At 68.2% G+C, this 18,076-nt stretch carries 13 protein-coding genes; 3 read left to right on the top strand and 10 right to left on the bottom strand.

The annotated features are described in order from the left end of the window. Positions 1–56: 56 nt before the first annotated feature. Positions 57–1,046: a winged helix-turn-helix domain-containing protein gene (locus EV651_RS18910; protein WP_133786521.1), complete on the top strand. Its 990-nt coding sequence runs from the start codon at positions 57–59 to the stop codon at positions 1,044–1,046. A 790-nt stretch (positions 1,047–1,836) separates the two neighbouring features. Here EV651_RS18910 and EV651_RS18905 read toward each other — a convergent pair. From EV651_RS18905 to pseB, 9 genes are all read right to left on the bottom strand, one after another. Continuing rightward, entirely contained in the window at positions 1,837–5,427 is a 3,591-nt protein-coding gene (locus EV651_RS18905) for a discoidin domain-containing protein (RefSeq protein ID WP_133786520.1), read from the bottom strand. A 195-nt stretch (positions 5,428–5,622) separates the two neighbouring features. Beyond that, positions 5,623–7,275, bottom strand: a complete 1,653-nt coding sequence (locus EV651_RS18900) for a cation acetate symporter (protein WP_133786519.1) — start codon at positions 7,273–7,275, stop codon at positions 5,623–5,625. After that, complete coding sequence (locus tag EV651_RS18895) at positions 7,272–7,616, bottom strand: DUF485 domain-containing protein (protein WP_133786518.1); 345 nt, start codon at positions 7,614–7,616, stop codon at positions 7,272–7,274. Before EV651_RS18895 ends, EV651_RS18900 begins: the two co-directional genes overlap by 4 nt. Before the next feature lie 79 nt (positions 7,617–7,695). Continuing rightward, entirely contained in the window at positions 7,696–8,571 is an 876-nt protein-coding gene (locus EV651_RS18890) for a class I SAM-dependent methyltransferase (protein WP_133786517.1), read from the bottom strand. Positions 8,572–8,621: 50 nt separating this feature from the next. Next, positions 8,622–9,374 (bottom strand): cytidylyltransferase domain-containing protein, encoded by a 753-nt coding sequence (locus tag EV651_RS18885; protein ID WP_238157050.1) that lies wholly within the window; start codon positions 9,372–9,374, stop codon positions 8,622–8,624. Beyond that, entirely contained in the window at positions 9,362–10,177 is an 816-nt protein-coding gene (locus tag EV651_RS18880; RefSeq protein ID WP_133786516.1) for a hypothetical protein, read from the bottom strand. The genes EV651_RS18885 and EV651_RS18880 overlap by 13 nt, the downstream gene beginning before the upstream one ends. Then, positions 10,177–11,565 carry a class I SAM-dependent methyltransferase gene (locus EV651_RS18875; protein WP_238157049.1) on the bottom strand — a complete coding sequence of 463 codons (1,389 nt, stop codon included), beginning with the start codon at positions 11,563–11,565 and terminating at the stop codon, positions 10,177–10,179. Before EV651_RS18875 ends, EV651_RS18880 begins: the two co-directional genes overlap by 1 nt. Position 11,566: 1 nt before the next feature. Then, positions 11,567–12,691 carry a DegT/DnrJ/EryC1/StrS aminotransferase family protein gene (locus EV651_RS18870; protein WP_133786515.1) on the bottom strand — a complete coding sequence of 375 codons (1,125 nt, stop codon included), beginning with the start codon at positions 12,689–12,691 and terminating at the stop codon, positions 11,567–11,569. Between the two features lie 162 nt (positions 12,692–12,853). After that, positions 12,854–13,837 carry a UDP-N-acetylglucosamine 4,6-dehydratase (inverting) gene (pseB, locus tag EV651_RS18865; protein ID WP_133786514.1) on the bottom strand — a complete coding sequence of 328 codons (984 nt, stop codon included), beginning with the start codon at positions 13,835–13,837 and terminating at the stop codon, positions 12,854–12,856. Between the two features lie 191 nt (positions 13,838–14,028). Here pseB and EV651_RS18860 point away from each other — a divergent pair, with 191 nt between their 5' ends. Next, positions 14,029–14,994, top strand: coding sequence for a PseG/SpsG family protein (locus EV651_RS18860; protein ID WP_238157085.1), 966 nt, complete (start codon positions 14,029–14,031; stop codon positions 14,992–14,994). Here EV651_RS18860 and EV651_RS18855 read toward each other — a convergent pair. After that, on the bottom strand, positions 14,987–17,215 hold the full coding sequence (locus EV651_RS18855; protein WP_133786512.1) for a hypothetical protein: 2,229 nt from the start codon (positions 17,213–17,215) through the stop codon (positions 14,987–14,989). The two genes, EV651_RS18860 and EV651_RS18855, sit on opposite strands and share 8 nt — an antisense overlap. A 93-nt stretch (positions 17,216–17,308) precedes the next feature. Between EV651_RS18855 and EV651_RS18850 the strand changes: the two genes are divergently transcribed. Continuing rightward, positions 17,309–18,061: an N-acetyltransferase gene (locus EV651_RS18850; RefSeq protein WP_133786511.1), complete on the top strand. Its 753-nt coding sequence runs from the start codon at positions 17,309–17,311 to the stop codon at positions 18,059–18,061. The last annotated feature ends 15 nt before the right edge of the window (positions 18,062–18,076 follow it).

Raw genomic sequence — 18,076 nt, 5'->3', positions numbered from 1 at the left:
TCGGCCTGAACCGAAGAGGTCTGGGCGGATGACCTCGTGGCCGTCACAATCGAGGGATGTTCCGCGTCCACTTCACCGCGGCGGACCTCGGCCGGGTCACGTTCCCCACCGAGCCGCACCCGCTGTGGGAAGCCGCGCTCGCGGCCCGGGCGCTCGGTGACCGGTCGATCTCGCCGGTCGCGCGACGCTGGCGGCGTACGGCAGCACCGCTGGTGCGGGGATCGATGCGCCCGCTGTTCAAGCTGATCTCGCCGGGCGGAATGTTTCCGGACTTCCTGATCCCGGAGGTGGCGGGGCCCGGTCTGGAGCCGGCCGTCGAGGCGTTGATGGAGACGCCGGCCTCCGTCATCCGGGACGAGCTGGAGCCGTGGTTGCCGCCGGAGATCGACCGGTACATGCGCGGATTGCTGGACGGTCGCGCCGGGTCGCGGCGAGCGCTTGGCGGCGCGGTTCGCGACTTCCATCAGGAGGTGCTGGCGCCTTCGTCGGGGGAGTTGCAGCGGAGGTACGGCGCTGACCTCGGGATCCGGTCGCGGGCGGTCCTGCACGGTGGGATCGATGCGCTGCTGTCGTCCCTGCATCCCGATGTCGAATGGGCGACTCCGGTGCTGACGACGTACGGCCCCGTCGACGACTGGATCGCGGACATCCACCTGAACGGCCGCGGGCTCGAGCTCTATCCGTCCTCGCTGGTCTCCAACTGCCTCGCGATGGACACCCCCGACCGCCGCCCCGTCCTCGTCTATCCCTGCGCCGACCTGACCGACCCGGACGATGCCGCCACCGACGCCCTGGCAGACCTCCTAGGCCGCACACGAGCCGCCGTACTCCGTTCCCTCACCCACCCCGCCACCACAACCCAACTGGCCCGCCGAGTAGGCATCTCCCTGGCCTCAACCTCCGACCACACCAGAGTCCTCCGAGCCGCCGCCCTGATAACCACCCAAAGAACCCAAGGCACCGCCCTCCACGCCCTGACCCCCACCGCCCACAACCTCCTAACCGGGGCATCCAAGGGCATCCCGGGGCAGATCGCGAATTCCTGACCAATCCCGCCAATTTCCCGCTACAGTTGATCCCGCCGAGGGACAGGAGTCCCCCGGAAGTGAACCCGGCAGCTCACCGGACGGTGGACGAGCCGGGTTTCGCGCTGTTCAGACGTCCTTCAGCTGACTGAACGACGCCACTGCGCGCCTCCACTCACCTCCTCGCATCCAACTCCAGGCAACAGCATCCGGCACCCAGAGCAACGGATCTGCCTTGGCGAGGAGCACATCCCACCGCAACGTCTCTTGGCACCCGAAACGTCGCGTAGCCAACGGCGATCCTGTTCGTAGGTCGACTCTTCCATTTCCACCACAAGCCGTTCGGCCGCCGGAGCGCAGTCGCGGACGATCGCCTCGAGACAGCTGCGCCGATTCGCGTGTGAGTCACGATCTGTCCGGTAGAGGTCGACCAGCAGATGGAAGCCCGCAATCACGTCAAGGATCTGTTTCCGTCGGGCCGGCCTTTCGTGGTTGAAGTGCAGGCGTTCCTGGCCTGGTAGCAGGAGTGCTCTCAGAGCCTTTCGGTTGACTGCTACATCTCCTGCAGGGCAGCGTGCGGCAGCCATCAAGAGGCCTCTGGACTTGGACTCGTCGACGAATACGTGGATTGGCATTTCCTCGCCTTGGTGGGTGGCAAGGGTTGAGCTTCACACGGGGGACGACGAGTTGGTGGGTGTGACACCGGGGCAGCTCGGGGCAGTGTGGGGCAGATTCGCAGGGGGATCAGATGTGCGTAAAACAAGGGGATTGTGCCCAGGGGCCGCCGGAGGTGGCGGCCCCTGGGGTTGGGTTAGTTGCGGTTGATTGTGAAGGTTGTGGTGGTGTTTTGGATGTCTTTGGCGTTGTTGGTGAGGGTCAGGTTGTTGAAGGTGACCGAGCCTACGGCGGGGCCTTGGCCGGGTTCGGGGAGTTCGTTGGCCCAGATGCCGAAGCCGGACTTGGCGTCGAAGGCGTCGCCGGACTTGCGGGCTCCGGAGATGGTCGTGTTGGTGAAGACGGTGTCCGCGACCGGGAACTGCGGCTGGCCGCCGACGTAGTTGGTCTGGAACATGATCCCGCTGTACGTCGGATCGACGATGTCGAGATCATTGACGCGGATTCCCTGGAAGATCTTCGACGCCGAGAAGATCCACACCGCGGGGAACGCCTGGTTGCCCCAGAAATGCCCACCGGAACGTACGACGGAAACGTTCTGGAACTGTGTCGGCGGAGTGGCCCCGAACCCGTTCATCGGGATCCCGAAGTCCAGGGAACTGATGGTGATCCCGGGGTACGTGAGCATGTCCGCGGCGTACAGGTTCCGGAAAACGTTGTTCGTCCCGCCGTACACCGCGAACCCGGCGGCCCGCCAGGTCAGCGTCGCGGACAGGTTCTCGAACACGTTGTCCCGGACCTCGCCGCCGCCGTTGTCGGTGGCGTTGAACAGCGCGAAGCTGTCGTCACCCGTCGACCGGGCGTCGTTGTTGCTGACCGTGTTGCCTGCCGAACCGTTCGTCATGTTGATGCCGTCGGCGAAGGTGTCCCGGATCCGCGAGTTCTTGATCGTCGAGGTGTCGGTGTTCGAACCCCAGTACAGGCAGACCATGTGCTCGACCCAGATGTTGTCGATGGTCATGTTCGCCGTCCCCGAGAAGTCGAACACCTTCCCGGGTCCGTCGATCCGCGACGTGTAGTTGCCGAAGTACGCGAACCCGCTGAACGTCGACCCGTTCGCCGACGCCTCGGACCGGAACCCGACGTCGGTGTTGTCCTGCGTGGTCGGCGCGTGGAACCGGGTGAACCACGGCCCGGCCCCGACTACCTTGACCGCCTTGCCGTACACCTGGAACTTCGATGACGTGTCGTAGTCACCGGCCGGCAGGTACACGCCCTGCAGGTTGCTGTCCTGCCGCACCTGGTCGAGTGCGTTCTGCACGTCCTGGTGGCTGAAGCCGGCCGGCGTGACGAAGCCCGCGCCGGGGTTCGGGACCGGTGTCGCGGCCTCGGTGTCGAGGAAGTCGATCGTGTACGTCAGGCTGTTCGCCGGATCCTTCTGCAGCCGGATCTTCGTCCCGGCCGGGTAGGTCTGACCGAGCATCAGGTTGGCCTCGTCGTAGATGTGCCGCGCCGGTCCTGACCCGGGTGAGTTGTTCGGCGACGCCTCTGCGCCGTACAGCCAGGCGTACTTCGAGGTCAGCGGCAACGTCTTCGCGAAGGTGCCGTTCACGTACACGCTGATCGACGACGTCTGCCCGCCGCCGCCCGACGAGTCCGGCATCGAGAACCGGGTGACGAGCGTGTTCGTGCTGGCGCGGGTGGTGAACTCGACGTACGCGCCGTTCGCGCCGAGTGTGACCGCACGCCGCCCGGAGGCTTCACCGGCCAGGTCGCCGATCGTCCGGTTCGGTCCGATGACGGACGCGCCGCCGCCGACCGTGGCGTCCTCCGCCTCGAGGTGGTCGTACGGCATGTTCGCGCCGCGACCGACGAAGAACGGCCGCTCGCTGGTGTTGTTCGAACGCTTCACCGGCAGCTCGTTGGCGTCGTCCGCCAGCACGACCCGCACGGTGTAGCGCCCGTTGACCGCCGTCCAGTTGCCGAGAGCAACAGCTGGCGTGGTCGCACCGGCGGCGATCGATCCGTTGTAGGTCCCCGTCAATGTCGCGACAGTGGACGATCCGTTGAGAACCGTCAGCGTGATCCCATGCGCACCGGACGCGGAGGCGACACTGCCTTGGTTCTTCAAAGACACCGAGAACGCGACCGAGTTCCCGGCCGACGGGTTGCCCGGAGTCCAGTTCACCGCCGCCGCGACGAGGTCGGAGCTCGCTACCGGAGTCACCACGAGCGGACCAGAAGCGGCCGCCGTGTTGTTCCCGTCGTTCTGCTCGATCACCGAATTGGCCTCGTCGACCTTGGCGCTCAACGCGTACGAGCCCGCGTCGCGCGTCCCGATCGACGCGCTGACCGTCGCCGACGCCCCGGCCGCGAGTGCACCGACAGCGGCCGTACCGACCTTGGTCGTGCCGAGGTAGAAGTTCACGTCGGTTGCCGCGGAGCCCGCCGTACCGCCGTTGTTCACCGTCGCGCGGACCGTGATCGCGTCGGTCTCGACCGGCGACGTCGGCGTCCACGTGACGTTGGAGAGCGTGAGATCCGGGTTCGGCGCCGGTACGCCGAGCACCTGCAGTTCAGCGACCTGCCCGGCCGGTGCGCCGGTGTTGCCGGTGAAGTTCAGCCGTACGTCGGCCACTCGCGCGCTGACCGGAATCGTCACGCTGTTGCCGCTCGCCGGGTTGAAGGCGTAGCCGGCCGAAGCGACGATCGTCGTGAAGTTCGACGAGCCCTGCTCCCGCCCGAGGATCGAGAACGTCTGCGTCCGCGGTCCCCACGCCGGATCGGGGTTGAGCCGCACCACGATCGAGCTGAGGTCGGCGTTCGCGCCGAGCTCGGTGGTCAGCGTGGCCGGGTTGGCATTGCCCTCCCAGTACGTCGTCACGTCGTCGTCGTTCGCGTTCGCCGGGACGTAGGTGAACGTCGACCCGGACGCGCTGATCGGTTTGTGCAGCGCCAGGTTGCTGCCCGGGCCGCCGCTGCCGTTACGGGTGACCGTGTTGCTGTTCGCGGACTGGTTGCCAGCGGCATCTTTCGCCCGAACGGTGTACGCGATCGACACGTTGGCCGGCTGGTTGTCCGTGTACGTGAGCACGTTGCCGGCCACGCTGGTGCGTAGTTGACCGTTCGCGTAGACGTCGTACCCGGTGACGCCGACGTTGTCCGTCGACGCGCTCCAGGTGAGTTTGATCTGCCCGGCGCCGGGTTCGGTGAAAGCCAGGGTGCCCGGGGCTGTGGGAGCCTGGGTGTCACCGGTCGCCGGTCCGTAGACCTCGAGTTCGGAGAGTTGTCCGGCGGGCCAGCCGGTGTTCGCGGTGATCCGGATCCGGACGTATCGCGTGGTGGCGGTGCCGTAGTCGACGGTCACCGTGTTGTTCGGCGGGCTGAACGTGCGCGCCGCGGACGCGGACAGGTCGGTGAAGTTCTGCCCGTCGGTGCTGCCCTGGACGGCGAGGGTCTCGTCGCGGGCTCCCCAGTTCGTGGTCGGCAACTTGAGCACGACCTGGTTCGTCGCAACCGACGTACCGAGATCGACCTGGACCCACTGCGGGAACGCGTTGTTCGCGCTCTCCCAGTAGGTGCCCTGGTTGCCGTCGGTCACGTTCGACGCAACGTAGTTCTGGGTGCTGCTGCTGGCCGACGTGACCTTTCCGGCGGCGAGATTGGGACCGGCGAGTACGGCGGCAGACGCGGTGCCGGCCTTCGTCGGGTGGAGCAGTGGGCTCGCTGCGAGCGCCAGGCTCGCAGCGAGCAGGGCGACCGGCAGCCGCCATTTCGGGATTCGCATGGCCTCTCCTGGTGGGCGGGTGATGAGGAGGCAGAGGAAACAGACGCCACGCGAGAGTCGAGAACTTTCTCTACTTTTGCTCAATTCTTGCGTAGCGCTGGCTCATTGTTACGGCACGACTACGCGAGCGTCAACGGTTCATGACGCAGAAGGGCCGGCTCGCAGTGTGCGAGCCGGCCCTTGGGATGTACTGCGTCAGTGCTTGGCGGCACCCTCCGCGCCGGCGCCGGTGAGGGCGCGGACCGAGAGTTCGCTGTAGCGGTTCTCGCTCGACCGGTCCCGGCCGAGGTAGGTGCCGAGGACGCCGAACAGGAAGCCCAGCGGGATCGACACGATGCCCGGGTTCGACAGCGGGAACCAATGGAAGTCCGCACCGGTGATCATCGACTTCTCGCCGTTGCCGGACACCACCGGCGAGAAGAAGACCAGTACGACGGCCGAGATCAGCCCGCCGTAGATGCTCCAGACCGCGCCAGAGGTGTTGAACCGCTTCCAGAACAGGTTGAACAACAGCGCCGGCAGGTTCGCCGAGGCCGCGACCGCGAACGCCAGCGCGACCAGGAACGCGATGTTCAGCTTCTGCGCCGGGATCGCCAGCCCGATGGCCACCGCGCCGATACCGATCGCCGCGAACCGCGCCACTCGCAGTTCCTGCTTCTCGGTCGGCTTCTCCTTGGACATGACGTTGGCGTACAGGTCGTGCGCGAACGACGACGCCGAGGTCAGCGTCAGACCGGCCACCACCGCGAGGATGGTGGCGAAGGCGACCGCCGCGATCAGCGCGAGCAGGATCGCCCCACCCGTCGAGCCCGCCCCGCCGCCGACGGCCTCGGCCAGCAGCGGCGACGCAACGTTGCCCTTCGACGCCTCGACCGCGGATCCCTTGGCGGTGTTCAGCAGTGCCGCGGCACCGAACCCGAGGGCCAGCGTCATCAGGTAGAACACGCCGATCAGACCGATCGCCCACTGCACCGAGCGCCTCGCGGCGCGCGAGTCCGGAACTGTGTAGAAGCGGATCAGAATGTGCGGCAACCCCGCCGTACCGAGGACCAGCGCCAGGCCGAGCGACAGGAAGTCGATCTGGCCGGTGAGGTCCTTGCCGTACAGCAGGCCCGGCTGCAGGAACGCTTCGCCCTTGCCGGTCTTGCTCGCGGCCGAGCCGAGCAGGTCGGAGATGTTGAAGTGGAACTTCAGCAGCACCAGGAACGTGATCACCACCGTGCCCGCCATCAGCAGCACGGCCTTGACGATCTGCACCCAGGTGGTGCCCTTCATGCCACCGATCGTCACGTAGACGATCATCAGCGCGCCGACGAGCACGATCACGGCGGCCTTCAGGCCCTCGCTCTTCACGCCGAGCAGCAGCCCCACCAGCGAACCGGCGCCGACCATCTGGGCCAGCAGGTAGAAGATCGAGACCACGATCGTCGAGGTCGCGGCCGCCGTCCGGACCGGCTTCTGCTTCATCCGGAACGCGAGCTGGTCGGCCATCGTGAACCGGCCCGAGTTCCGCAGCAGCTCGGCGACCAGCAGGAGGGCGACCAGCCAGGCCACCAGGAAGCCGATCGAGTACAGGAAACCGTCGTACCCGTAGAGGGCGATCTGGCCGGAGATCCCGAGGAACGACGCCGCGGACATGTAGTCGCCGGCCACCGCCAGGCCGTTCTGCGCGCCGCTGAACGAGCGGCCGCCGGCGTAGTAGTCGGCCGCGGTCTTGTTCTGGCGGGACGCCCACCAGGTGATGTACAGCGTCACGGCGACGACGGCGGTGAACAGCGAGATCGTCAGTGTCCGGTTGCCGGGCTCGGCGGCCAATGGAAGGGCCAGAGGGACGAGAAGTGCGTTCACCGGCGGCGCTCCCTCTTGTACTTGGCGTTCAGGCCGTGGGCCAGCGGATCGAGCTTGCGGTTGGCGAACCGGCCGTACACCGCCGCGATCACGAACGTCGACACGAACTGCAACAGGCCGAAGATCAGCGCGACGTTGATGTGGCTGCCGCCCAGCCGGTGATCCATGAAACCGCGGGCCCAGTTGTTGCAGGCGACGTACGCCAGGTACCACGCCATGAAGGCGATCGTCCACGGTACGACGAAGTTCTTGTACCGCCGCTTCAGTTCTTTGAAATCGGCCGCGTCGTGCACCGCCTCATAGGCGCGGGCGTCCCGCTCGCGCACCACTTCCTCGTCCATGCGTTCCCCTTCGGTGGACTAGAACAGGTGCACGTTAGCCCCTGGTAGCGCATTTCTGTCCTACCGCAACCAAAACGTTCTAAAGGTGCGGTGCCACCGGGCCGTCGACCGTACGGCGGTAGTTCGCGAACTCGCTGGGGTGGGCCCGGAAGCAGTCGGTGAAGTACGGCATCCGCAACGCCTCCGGGGGCCGCGCGGTGTGCTCGTAGATCAGGTCGATCTGGTCCAGGACCTGGTCACGCCGGGTGTCCTTGAGTACGGCGACCCGCGAGTGCGACTGGGCCAACTGCCGCAGGCCCTCGCGGTTCAGGTCGTGCCAGTGCCGGAACCGGGCGCTCTCCAGGAACGTGAACAGGTTCGACTGCTCGATGATCGGCACCGGGTCGAACCGGTCACTGCCGCCACTGTGCTCCCCTTGATGGCCGTCACCCTGCATCACCTGCCAGATCCGGCGGACCCAGGGGACCACGGTGTCGGCGTTGTTCCAGAGCAGGCCGAGGGCACCGCCCGGGCGCAGCACCCGGGCGATCTCGGGCAGCGCCCGGGCGTGGTCGAACCAGTGGAAGGCCTGCCCGACGATCACCGCGTCCACCGAGGCGTGCGCGAGCGGGATCGACTCCGCGGCCCCGACCATCGTGTCGATCCCGGTCCGCCGGCGGCAGACCTCGAGCATCTCCTGCGACGGGTCGACCGCGATCACGTCGTGCCCGAGGCCGGCGGCGACCGCCGCGAGCTTGCCGGTGCCGGCGCCCAGGTCGAGCACCTGCAGTCCGCGGCCCGGGCCCAGGATCCAGGTCAGCGCCTCGACCGGGAACGTCGGGCGGCCCAGGTCGTAGGCCGCCGCGACGGCGCCGAACGACGTGGCCCGCGCGGCGTGCGCGCCGTTCCCCGCGCCGTTGTCCGCGCCGTTGTCTGGGGCACCGGCGGAGTCCCCGGCCGGATCATTGGTGGTCATCACGGTAAATCATGCCCCAGGAACCAACACAGCGGAGCGTGCGATAGCTGCTACTCGCCGAGTTTCTTCTGTTCGATGTGCGCGTTCAGCGCGGCCAGCTCCGGGTGCTCGTCCAGAATCGCGACCAGTTCGGCGCAGCCGAGCTCGGTCCCGCCGAAGTCCTCGATGAGGGCATCGAGCAACTTCCAGTCGTCCGCGGTGTCCAGCGTGAGCCGGTACTGCGCAGCGTTCTTTGACACCGAGGCGCCGGACCAGGGGAGGTTCAGCAGCCGCATCTCGCCGGACCGGTTCTGGTGCAGGTACGGCGTGACGTGCTCGCGGTCCGCCTTGAGCGTGGCGTTCGCCTCCGCGTCGTACAACCGGGCGGCGGAGAAGATCTCGAAGTCCATGCCGCGCGGGTAGGTGCGCTCGAGACAGTTCGAGATGTAGAGGTCGAGGTCGTTCTCGGCACGCCACCGATCGACGCCCGCGGCAACGATCTCGGGATCGATCAGCGGACAGTCCGAGGTGACCCGGACGACGGCGTCCAGCTCGTGCTCGCGGGCGGCGCCGGCGAACCGGCTGAGGACGTCGTCCTCGCTGCCGCGGAACACCGGGAAGCCGTCCTCCTTGCACAGCTGGACGACGAGGTCGTCGTTGAAGTTCGTCGTGGTCGCGACGATCACCGGGAGGCCGGTTCGGCTCAGCCGGTCCAGGTGGTGCTCGAGATAGGAGCGGCCGGCGACGGTCAGCAGCACCTTGGCCGGCAGCCGGGTGCTGGTCACGCGGACCTGCGTGATGATTCCTACCTTCAGCTGTTCCATCGGAACATCTCCCGGATTTCTGCGGGCCCGGCGACGTGGTCGACGCCCAGTTCGGTGTCGGTGAACTCACGGGCGACCGCCGGCGGGACGTACGGCTGGTCCATCTCCGGCCACAGCCGCTTGATCCGCGCCTGTCCGCCGAACGACGGGTGCTCGTTCTCCAGCACCATGGGATCACCGTAGACCCCCGCCCCCAGGCCGAGCGAGGCGCCGTACAGAACGGCGGAGCTGAGCCGGTTGGAGGCGACCCGCTCGTGCCGGCGGAGCTCGCGCAGTTGCTTGACCAGGAACTTGGCGTCGGTCTTGCGCCAGTGCAGGCCGCGGTAGCCGTGCGTGATGACCCGGAATCCGGCGTCCTTGTAGACGTTGCGGATGGCGGGTTTCTCGAACTCGTTCCAGTACAGGCAGACGGTCACCGGGCCGGTCTCGTGTTCGTTGATCGAGGCGACGATCCGGCCGTGGTCGCCGAGCACGTGCTGGCCTTCCCAGCCGTGGAACGGGTAGAAGATGGTGCCCTTGGCCCGTTTGGACGGGGTCGCCAGCTCGGGGTGGGTCTTCAGCAGGTACAGCCAGACAGAGCCGATCACCGAGTAGTTGCGCAGGCCGAGTGCGTGGCCGCGGCGGCGGACGCTGTCCGACCAGACGAACTTCGGCATCCCGGGCGCGAAGTTCGTGCCGTGGGCGAAACCGTCGAGGATGTTCCAGCCGTGCTGCAGGTAGCCCCAGATCCGCGGGGGTTTCGAGAGTCCGGCGTACGTCGCCATGATGTTGGCGTGCCCGTAGAAGTGGTTGGCGTGGTGCATCAGCGGCGTACCTTCCGGAGCACCCGCTTGAGGCGGCGGCGGATCACCCGGGCCGGGTTCAGGACGGCGTGGCCGACGCGATACGGGAGCGAGCGGCGGATGCCGCTGACCGTGCCCTCGAAGAGGATCGCGCGGGCGCTCGCGTGCGCGAGCTCGTCGGCGAGGCGGGCCACGGTGGTCAACTGCTCGGCGCTGCCGCGCGGGCGGACGACCTCGTCCGGGGTGAATTCCTGCTCCGGCAGAGTGATCCCCGCCATCGCCGCGAGCCGTGCGGTCAACGCATGCGGGTCGGCCGCCGCGGGCCATGGTTGCCGTGCGCCACTTTCCAGCGCTCGCCGTGCGAACTGCTGGAGGTGCTCGACAACATCCAGTTCTTGCGCCTCCCCGAACAGCCGGTACGACGTCCCGTCCAGGATCACGTTGTCCGGCGACCCGGCACCACCCGCACCCAGCCAGGCGACGTACGCCGGAATCACCCGCCGAAGCTCCGCCTGATCATCACAGCGCAGGGCGATCAGGAGGTGTTCCTCCAACAGGACACCTTCGCCCTCCGGCACCACACCTTCAGGCAGTACAGCGGGCGCTTCTGTACCAATCACGAAGTACCAGGCCGGCGCCAACTCGAAGGCAACCCCCGCGGCAGCGGCATCCAGCACCACGCGGTACGGATCCATCAACACCGGGCCTTCGTTGCGAGAGGCAACAGCCCGCGCTGCGGTGATCCCTGCGAACCCATCAACTGTCGTGAGCGCGAGGTCCGCCTGAACCAGTGACGGAAAGACAGCAAAGGTCTGCACGTCGGAGGTGCCGAGAGCAGAGAGGAGAGGTTTGAGACCTGCGGGCGGCCGGTCCGCGATGTCGCGTCCCCAGTCCTCGTCGCGGGGGAGGGCCGCCGTGATGTCCGGCTGGATCAACCGCTCGAATCCGAAGGAGTTCGTGGCGCCGAGGAGCAGTCGTCCACCCGGTCGGAGCCGCTCACGCAGCCGATCCAGCGCCTTAACCCACGGGAAGCTCGCCGTATCGGGTCCGACCAGCCGCTCCAAGCCGTCCAGCGCAACAATCACGTCGTACGTTTCGTCCACTACCCAACGATCGAGCGAGCCGCAGAAGACCTGCCCCTTGGCGTCATCGAGTTGTTCGGCGAGTTCCTCTGCGTCGGGAGCCGAGCGGAGCAGGAGGTCGACCGACGTGACCTGCGCGACCGCAGCCGTGACCAGCTCGGCGGCGTGCGGGCCGGCGATCAGGACGGCGTCGTCAGGCTGCAGGGCGGCGGCCAGGAGTGCCGATGCTGCGGGTCCGGCAGCCGCGGGACGGGCGTCGCCCGGGTGCAGATCCGACCAGTTGAGCATCTCGCCGCCGATCAGGTTCGACCGGGTCACATCGATCACGTTATCCAACCAATTGCAGCAGGGTCTCGATCACCCGGTCGACCTCGCTGTCGGTGAGGTCCGGGAAGAGGGGGAGAGAGAGTTCCTCGGCGTAGTAACGCTCGGCGTTCGGGCAGAGGCCGCGCTGGTAGCCCTGGTGGGCGAAGACCGGGTGCCAGTACACGGGGATGTAGTTCACCTGTACGCCGATCCCCGCGGCGCGCATCAACTCGAAGATCTCGCGGCGTCGGCCGCCGAGGACGCGAACCGGGTAGAGGTGCCACATCGGGTCGACGCCGGCGCGCTGCACCGGTGTACGGAGTCCGTCGACGTCCGCGAACGCCGCGTTGTAGCGGGCGGTGATCTCGGTGCGGCGGCGTTTGAACTCCGCGAGCCGGCGTAGCTGGGACAGCCCGAGTGCGGCGCCCAGGTCGGTCAGGCGGTAGTTCACGCCGTACTCGTGGACCTCCTGGTGCCACGGTCCTTCGTCCGCGATCTCGAAGCGCGACGGGTCGCGGACCAGGCCGATGAAGTGGAACTCGTGGGCCCGCTGCCCAACAACAGCATCTCTGCAGACCACCGCACCGCCTTCGCCGGTGGTGAGGTTCTTGGTGGGAAAGAAGGACATGGTGGTCACGTCGGCGAGGTCGCCTACCGGTCGGCCGTACGCCGAACCGCCGACGGAATGCGCTGCGTCGGCGAGGGTGTGCGCGCCTACTCGATCAGCCAGAACCTGCAGTGCTGGGTAGTCGGCGGCTTGGCCCGCGTAGTCGACTGCGGAGATGACCCGGGACCGATCCGTCAGGGCGGCTTCGACGGCGGCTGGGTCGATCAGGCCGGTGTCGTAGTCCACGTCCGCGAACACCACGCGAGCGCCGAGCATCGCGGCGCAGGAGGCGGTGGCCACGAAGGTCATGGGGGTGGTGACGACCTCGTCGCCCGGGCCGATACCGAGAGCGGCGTACGCGATGTGCAGGGCCGCGGTGCCCGACGTACAGCTCACCGCCCGGTGCCCGCCGGAGAGCTCGGAGATCGCGTTCTCGAAGGCGGTGACCGCTGGTCCGGTGGTCAGCCAGTCACCGCGCAGTACGGCGGTGACCGCCTCGACGTCCTCCTCCGAGATCGACTGTCGCCCGTACGGAAGCATTAGTGCCTCACCAAGGAACGTTCGGCACGTCCAGCGGCGCCCCAGACGCCCGCTGGCGGCGTTGTCGTCGTCGCACAATGCTCCGCATTGCTCTCCTCCGCCGCCTTGCCAGCGAACGACTGGACCACCGCTGGCCGCACCAACGTCCCTTGCTGAGGCACGTCAGGCGTCGCTCTCGAGGATCTTACGGATCTGCTCGATCGAGTACCACTTGTCGTTGGTGTCGGAGGCGTAGTGGAACCCGTCCGGCACCGGCGTACCGTCGCTCGGCGGCTGGTAGCCCCAGCTGGCCAGGTCGGGCTGCAGCACGAAGCGGTTGCCGAGGGACAGCGCGCGGCGGCCTTCCTCCGGGCTGATCATCTCCTCGTGCAGCTTCTCGCCGGGGCGCAGGCCGACGTCGTGCATGGTCGCGCCGGGCGCGATCGCCTCGGCCAGGTCGGTCACCTTCATCGACGGGATCCGCGGCACGTACAGCTCGCCGCCGGTCATCAGGTCGAACGAGTCGACCACGAACTCGACCGCCTCGGGCAGCGTGATCAGGAACCGGGTGCAGCGCAGGTCGGTGATCGGCAGCGAGTGGCCGGACGCGTGCAGCGCGCGGAACTTCGGGATGATCGAGCCGCGGCTGCCCATCACGTTGCCGTACCGGACGACGCTGAAGCGGGTGTCGTACGCCGCCGCGTAGTGGTTCCCGTTGATGAACAGCTTGTCCGCGGTCAGCTTGGTCGCCCCGTACAGGTTGATCGGGCTCGACGCCTTGTCCGTGGACAGCGCCACGACGCGCTTCACGCCGGAGTCGATGGCCGCCTCGATGACGTTCTGCGACCCGATCACGTTGGTCTGGACGAACTCCCAGGGGTTGTACTCACCGCTGTCCACCTGCTTCAGAGCGGCGGCGTGTACGACGTAGTCGACCCGGTGCATCGCCCGCAGCAACCGGGACCGGTCGCGGACGTCGCCGAGGAAGAACCGCAGCCGCGGGTCGTCGCCGAACGACTGGCGGACCTCCCACTGCTTGAGTTCGTCGCGGCTGAAGACGATGATCCGTCGCGGGTTCAGGTGGTTCAGCGCGTGCCGTACGAACGTCCGGCCGAACGACCCGGTACCACCGGTGACCAGGATGTCGGAGCCGGTAAGGATTGACACGCGAGCGGGACCCTTCTGACGGACAGTTCCGAACCGCACACACGCGGTGCGGACCTCGAAACAATAGCTGCCCCGTGAGCGCCGACCTCAATCCACCGTCTCAGCGCAACGTGATCAAACGTACGCTGGGGCCCGTGAAACGGGTCGGTGTGCGATGTGATGTGGGGCCGTCCCGGGGTGTCGGTCATGTGATGCGCTGTCTGGCGCTGGCCGAGGAGGTACGGCGTCGCGACGTCGAGCTCGTGTTCGTCTGCGACGCGCACACCGTGCCGTGGGCCGCGGAGCAGATCGCGGCCCGGGGGATCGCCGTACAGCCCGCAGTCTCGGGACCCACCGAGCATGTCGAGCTCGTCGGCCGGTTGGGGCTCGACGCGCTGGTGTTCGACTCGTACGACCTGAACGCGGCGGTTTACCCCGCCGTCCGGGCGACCGGGCTGCCCACGCTGGCGATCGTCGACGGTGACTTCCGCGGCGCGGAGGCCGATGTGCTGGTGGACCAGAACCTCGCGGCCGAGCTCGACCACCCGCCGCTGCCGGGGAACTCGATCCGGCTCGCCGGCCTGCCGTACGTGATGATCCGCGACGAGATCCTCGATCAGCGTCCCGCCGTACCACCAACTGACCGGCACAGCGCCGTACCGACGGTGTTCGCGTTCTTCGGCGGCACGGATGCCTTCGGCGCCGGTCCGTACGTCGCCCGCGCACTGGCCGCGACCGGTCTGCCGTTCGAGGCCACCGTGGTCGCGCCCGGGTCGGACCTCGCCGCGAAGATCGCCGCTGTCGAGCTGCAACCGCACCAGCACCTCGACGTCATCGGGCCGACGGATCAGCTGGCGGCCCGTGTGCGTGACGCGGATCTGACGATCAGTGCGTCCGGTACGTCGACCTGGGAGCTGCTGTGTCTCGGGGCGACCGCGGGATTGGTATGCGTGGTCGACAACCAGGAGATGGGCTACGAGCGCGCCATCGACACCGGCGCGGCGGCTGGGCTCGGTCTGTTGAGCGCGCTGCAGGCGGATCCGAACTCGGCGGTCCCGATGCTCAAACGACTGCTCACCGACTCGGCCGAGCGTGGTCGGCTGGCGAGGGCCGGATGGGAACTCGTCGACGGCCGCGGGCGTGAGCGAGTCGCCGACGCCCTGCTGCGGCTCACCTGAGTTCGTAGATCGTCGCGTCCAGCGTGGCGTGCCGCAGGCGGACGTAGTTGCGGAGCGCCGGTGACACCTCGCCGGCCCGGTTGTCGGCGTACAGCCAACGCACTCCGGCCTCCCGCAGGCGCTCGATCGCAGCCGGCGTGGGCGCCTTGAACGCGATGTCGTTGGCGGCGAGCTCCTCGCTGTTCCAGTACGGGATGAGGCTCGGGTTGCTGTCGTTGGCGAGGGCGATCCGGTTCGCCTGGTTGGAGTACGACCAGCCCTCGATCAGGACCGGACGCTCGGAGAGTGCGGCGAGCCAGAAGTGCCGGCTGTCGCAGAGACCGTCGCGCTGGATGATGCAGTGCGCGTTCGTCGCGATCAGGTCGCCCGGCGCGCTGTTCCGCCGGAGCCACTGCGCCGCGCCGGCCTCGGCGGCCGTCGCGCCGCCGCGGAACGGGCGCGGGAAGACCAAGTTCGACGCCTCGTCCGACACGAAGCCCTGCAACGGCACCAGGGTCGCGCCGACCATGCATGCCGCCACCGCGCCGCCGAGCAACGCGACGAAGAAGTTGCCCGGTCGCCGCGCCAGCTTCCAGACGACGGCCACCAACAGCGCGACAACTGCCACGGCGGCGATCGTCCACACCCACGGGCCCTTGATGCCCTGCAGGTCCGCGGACTGCGAGCGCGCAACTGCGAGGGCCACCAGCCCGAGCAGCCCGGCCGCGCCGACGAGCACCACGGCCCGCCGGTCTCCGAGCCGCCCGACCAGATTCGCCAGCCCGACCGCCGCGAGTACGGCGATGACCGGGAAGGCCGTCCGCAGGAAGTACAACTGGCTGACACCCGACTGGGTCGTCAGCAGCGTGCCCAGCAACCCCGCGACCGCGACCCCGGCGAGGAACACCGCACCGGAGTCCCGCCACTTGCGCCCGAGGAAGAACAACCCCGAGGCGGCCAGCGCCCAGCTCAGCAAAGTCGTTGCCCCGGACAACAGTTGGGCATGCGGGTTCGACACCAGCATCGGGTACGGCGCCAACTGGACGAACGTCTCGAACGGCTTGATCTCGGTCCCCCACGTACTGCCGCCGAAGATCGCGATCAACGCCGCCACGAACACCGTCAGCGAGAGCAACCCACCGAGGAACGCCGGCCGCGTACTCCGCCGTGCCAGCCCCAGCTGGAGAAACGCGAACGCGAACCCGGCACCCACCAACGGCAGGATCGTCGACTTCGCCCCGGCCGCGATCAGCGCGAGCAGCACCAGCAACACCCACCGGCCGCGCGGCCGACCGTCGGCCCGCAGCAGATCCACCGCCACCACGCAGAGCGCCAGCGCTATCAGGACCCCGAGGTTCTGCGTCGGACTCAGGTACGCCGCCACCGCGGTCGAGATCCCGCCCAGCCCGGCGCCCGCCAGCGGCTGCACGGCCCCACCGAGACCGGCGACGAACACCGCGAGCGGTCCGGCCCACGTGGCACCGGACTCGGCGGTCGGGGCCAGCCGACTGGTGAGCGCGAACACCAGTCCGCACCCGGCGAGGAACAGCGGCAGCCAGCTCAGCGAATGGATCAGATCGGTCAGGTCGATCCGCGTCCCCCACTGCGTCGCGGCCGTCGCCTGGTGGAAGAACGTGTGGTACCTCATCGGCTCGCCGCCGAGCCACAACGTCGAGATCGGTACGTCGTACTTCGCGCTCGCGGCCAGCGCCTGCTGGAAGGCGAGGTCGGGATACGCACGCAACGGATCGGTGTACGCCGGGAGGAACTGGCCAGGCCCGCGCCGGTACACGATCAGCAGCACGACCGCTGTCGACGCCGCCAGCAGCCAGGCCTGCAGCGGACGCAACGGCCGCTCGACCCGCCGCCAGACCCGAGCCCGCGCGTCGCCGTCCACCAGGGCGATCACCAAGACGACGGGCGCCCACACCCACGACCAGGCCTGTAGCCCGATCGACGCACTGGCCAGATAGACCAGAACCTGCCCCGCCGTACCGACCGCGAACCCGGCCGACAGGTCCTCCACGAGGTTGCGCCCGTACCCGCCGATCAGCCGCCAGAGCGCGAACCCGGGAAGCGCCACCGCGACACCGGTGAAGAGCACGAACCGGACGACCTCGAAGACCGTCGCTTGCAGCGCGAGCAGCACGATCGCCAGCACCACGACCGCGAGCCCGGCGACCAGACCGGAAAGGGACGGCCCCGCAGCCCGGGGTCCCCGCCGCCTCGCTTTCGCGCGCATGTCGTAACACTAATGTGAAATCCGTCGCGCCACGAACGCAACCTGTCACTCCAGGTGAGCCTCGTAACCACGATGCTTTAAGCTCTGCGCCCTATGAGTTGGTACGACGCGCTCGAAGCCGGTGAACTGACCCTGCGGCCGTCCGTCGACGCGGCGAAGCGGTTCGGGGTCTCCATCGACCGGATGTCGGTGTCCGCCTCGGCCGGTACGCCGCTCGCCGAGGTGCTGGCCGCCGTCGAGAAGTCGACCGCGGACGTGATCGTGCTGCGCTACCCGGCCCGTGAGACCACCTGGTTCGCCGCACTGGCCGACGGGCCGCGTCAGGCGTTGCTGGCCGACGCCGTCACCTGCTGGGCGCTGCCGGTCGGCAAGGGCCGGCGCCCCGCGCCGCTGGCCGGCTTCACCGCGCAGCTCGAGCCGGAGGTCGACGACGACCTGGTGGACGACCTGGTCGCGGACGTCTTCGGCGACTCCGGCAACCACTACTGCTCCAACCCGATGTTCGACCGAGCGGTCGCGCTGGCCGGGCGCCAGGAGTGGGCCCGGCGGCGGATCGGTGCGGCAGGTGCCGTCGTACTGCGGGGTCCGGACCGGCGGGTGCTCGCATTGGCGGCCGTCGACGTGCAGCACTCGTGGACCGAGATCCAGTTGGCCGGCGTCGTACCCGCCGAGCAGGGTCGTGGCCGGTATGGTCACCTGCTGGCCGCGATCGAGGACGTCTGTACGACGCGACGCCTGGTCGTCACCGCCCAGGCCCACCAGATCGGCATCCAGCGGGTCTGGTCCCGCTACGGGTTCGAGCCTGTGCATAACCTCCTGACGGTTCACCTCGTTGCCGCTACGTAAAGATTCGTAGCGACC

Source organism: Kribbella sp. VKM Ac-2571 (assembly GCF_004362255.1).
GTDB classification, from domain to species: domain Bacteria; phylum Actinomycetota; class Actinomycetes; order Propionibacteriales; family Kribbellaceae; genus Kribbella; species Kribbella pratensis.
The sequence above is the reverse complement of the archived record's forward strand: the minus strand, read 5'-3'. Positions and strand labels throughout refer to the sequence as shown.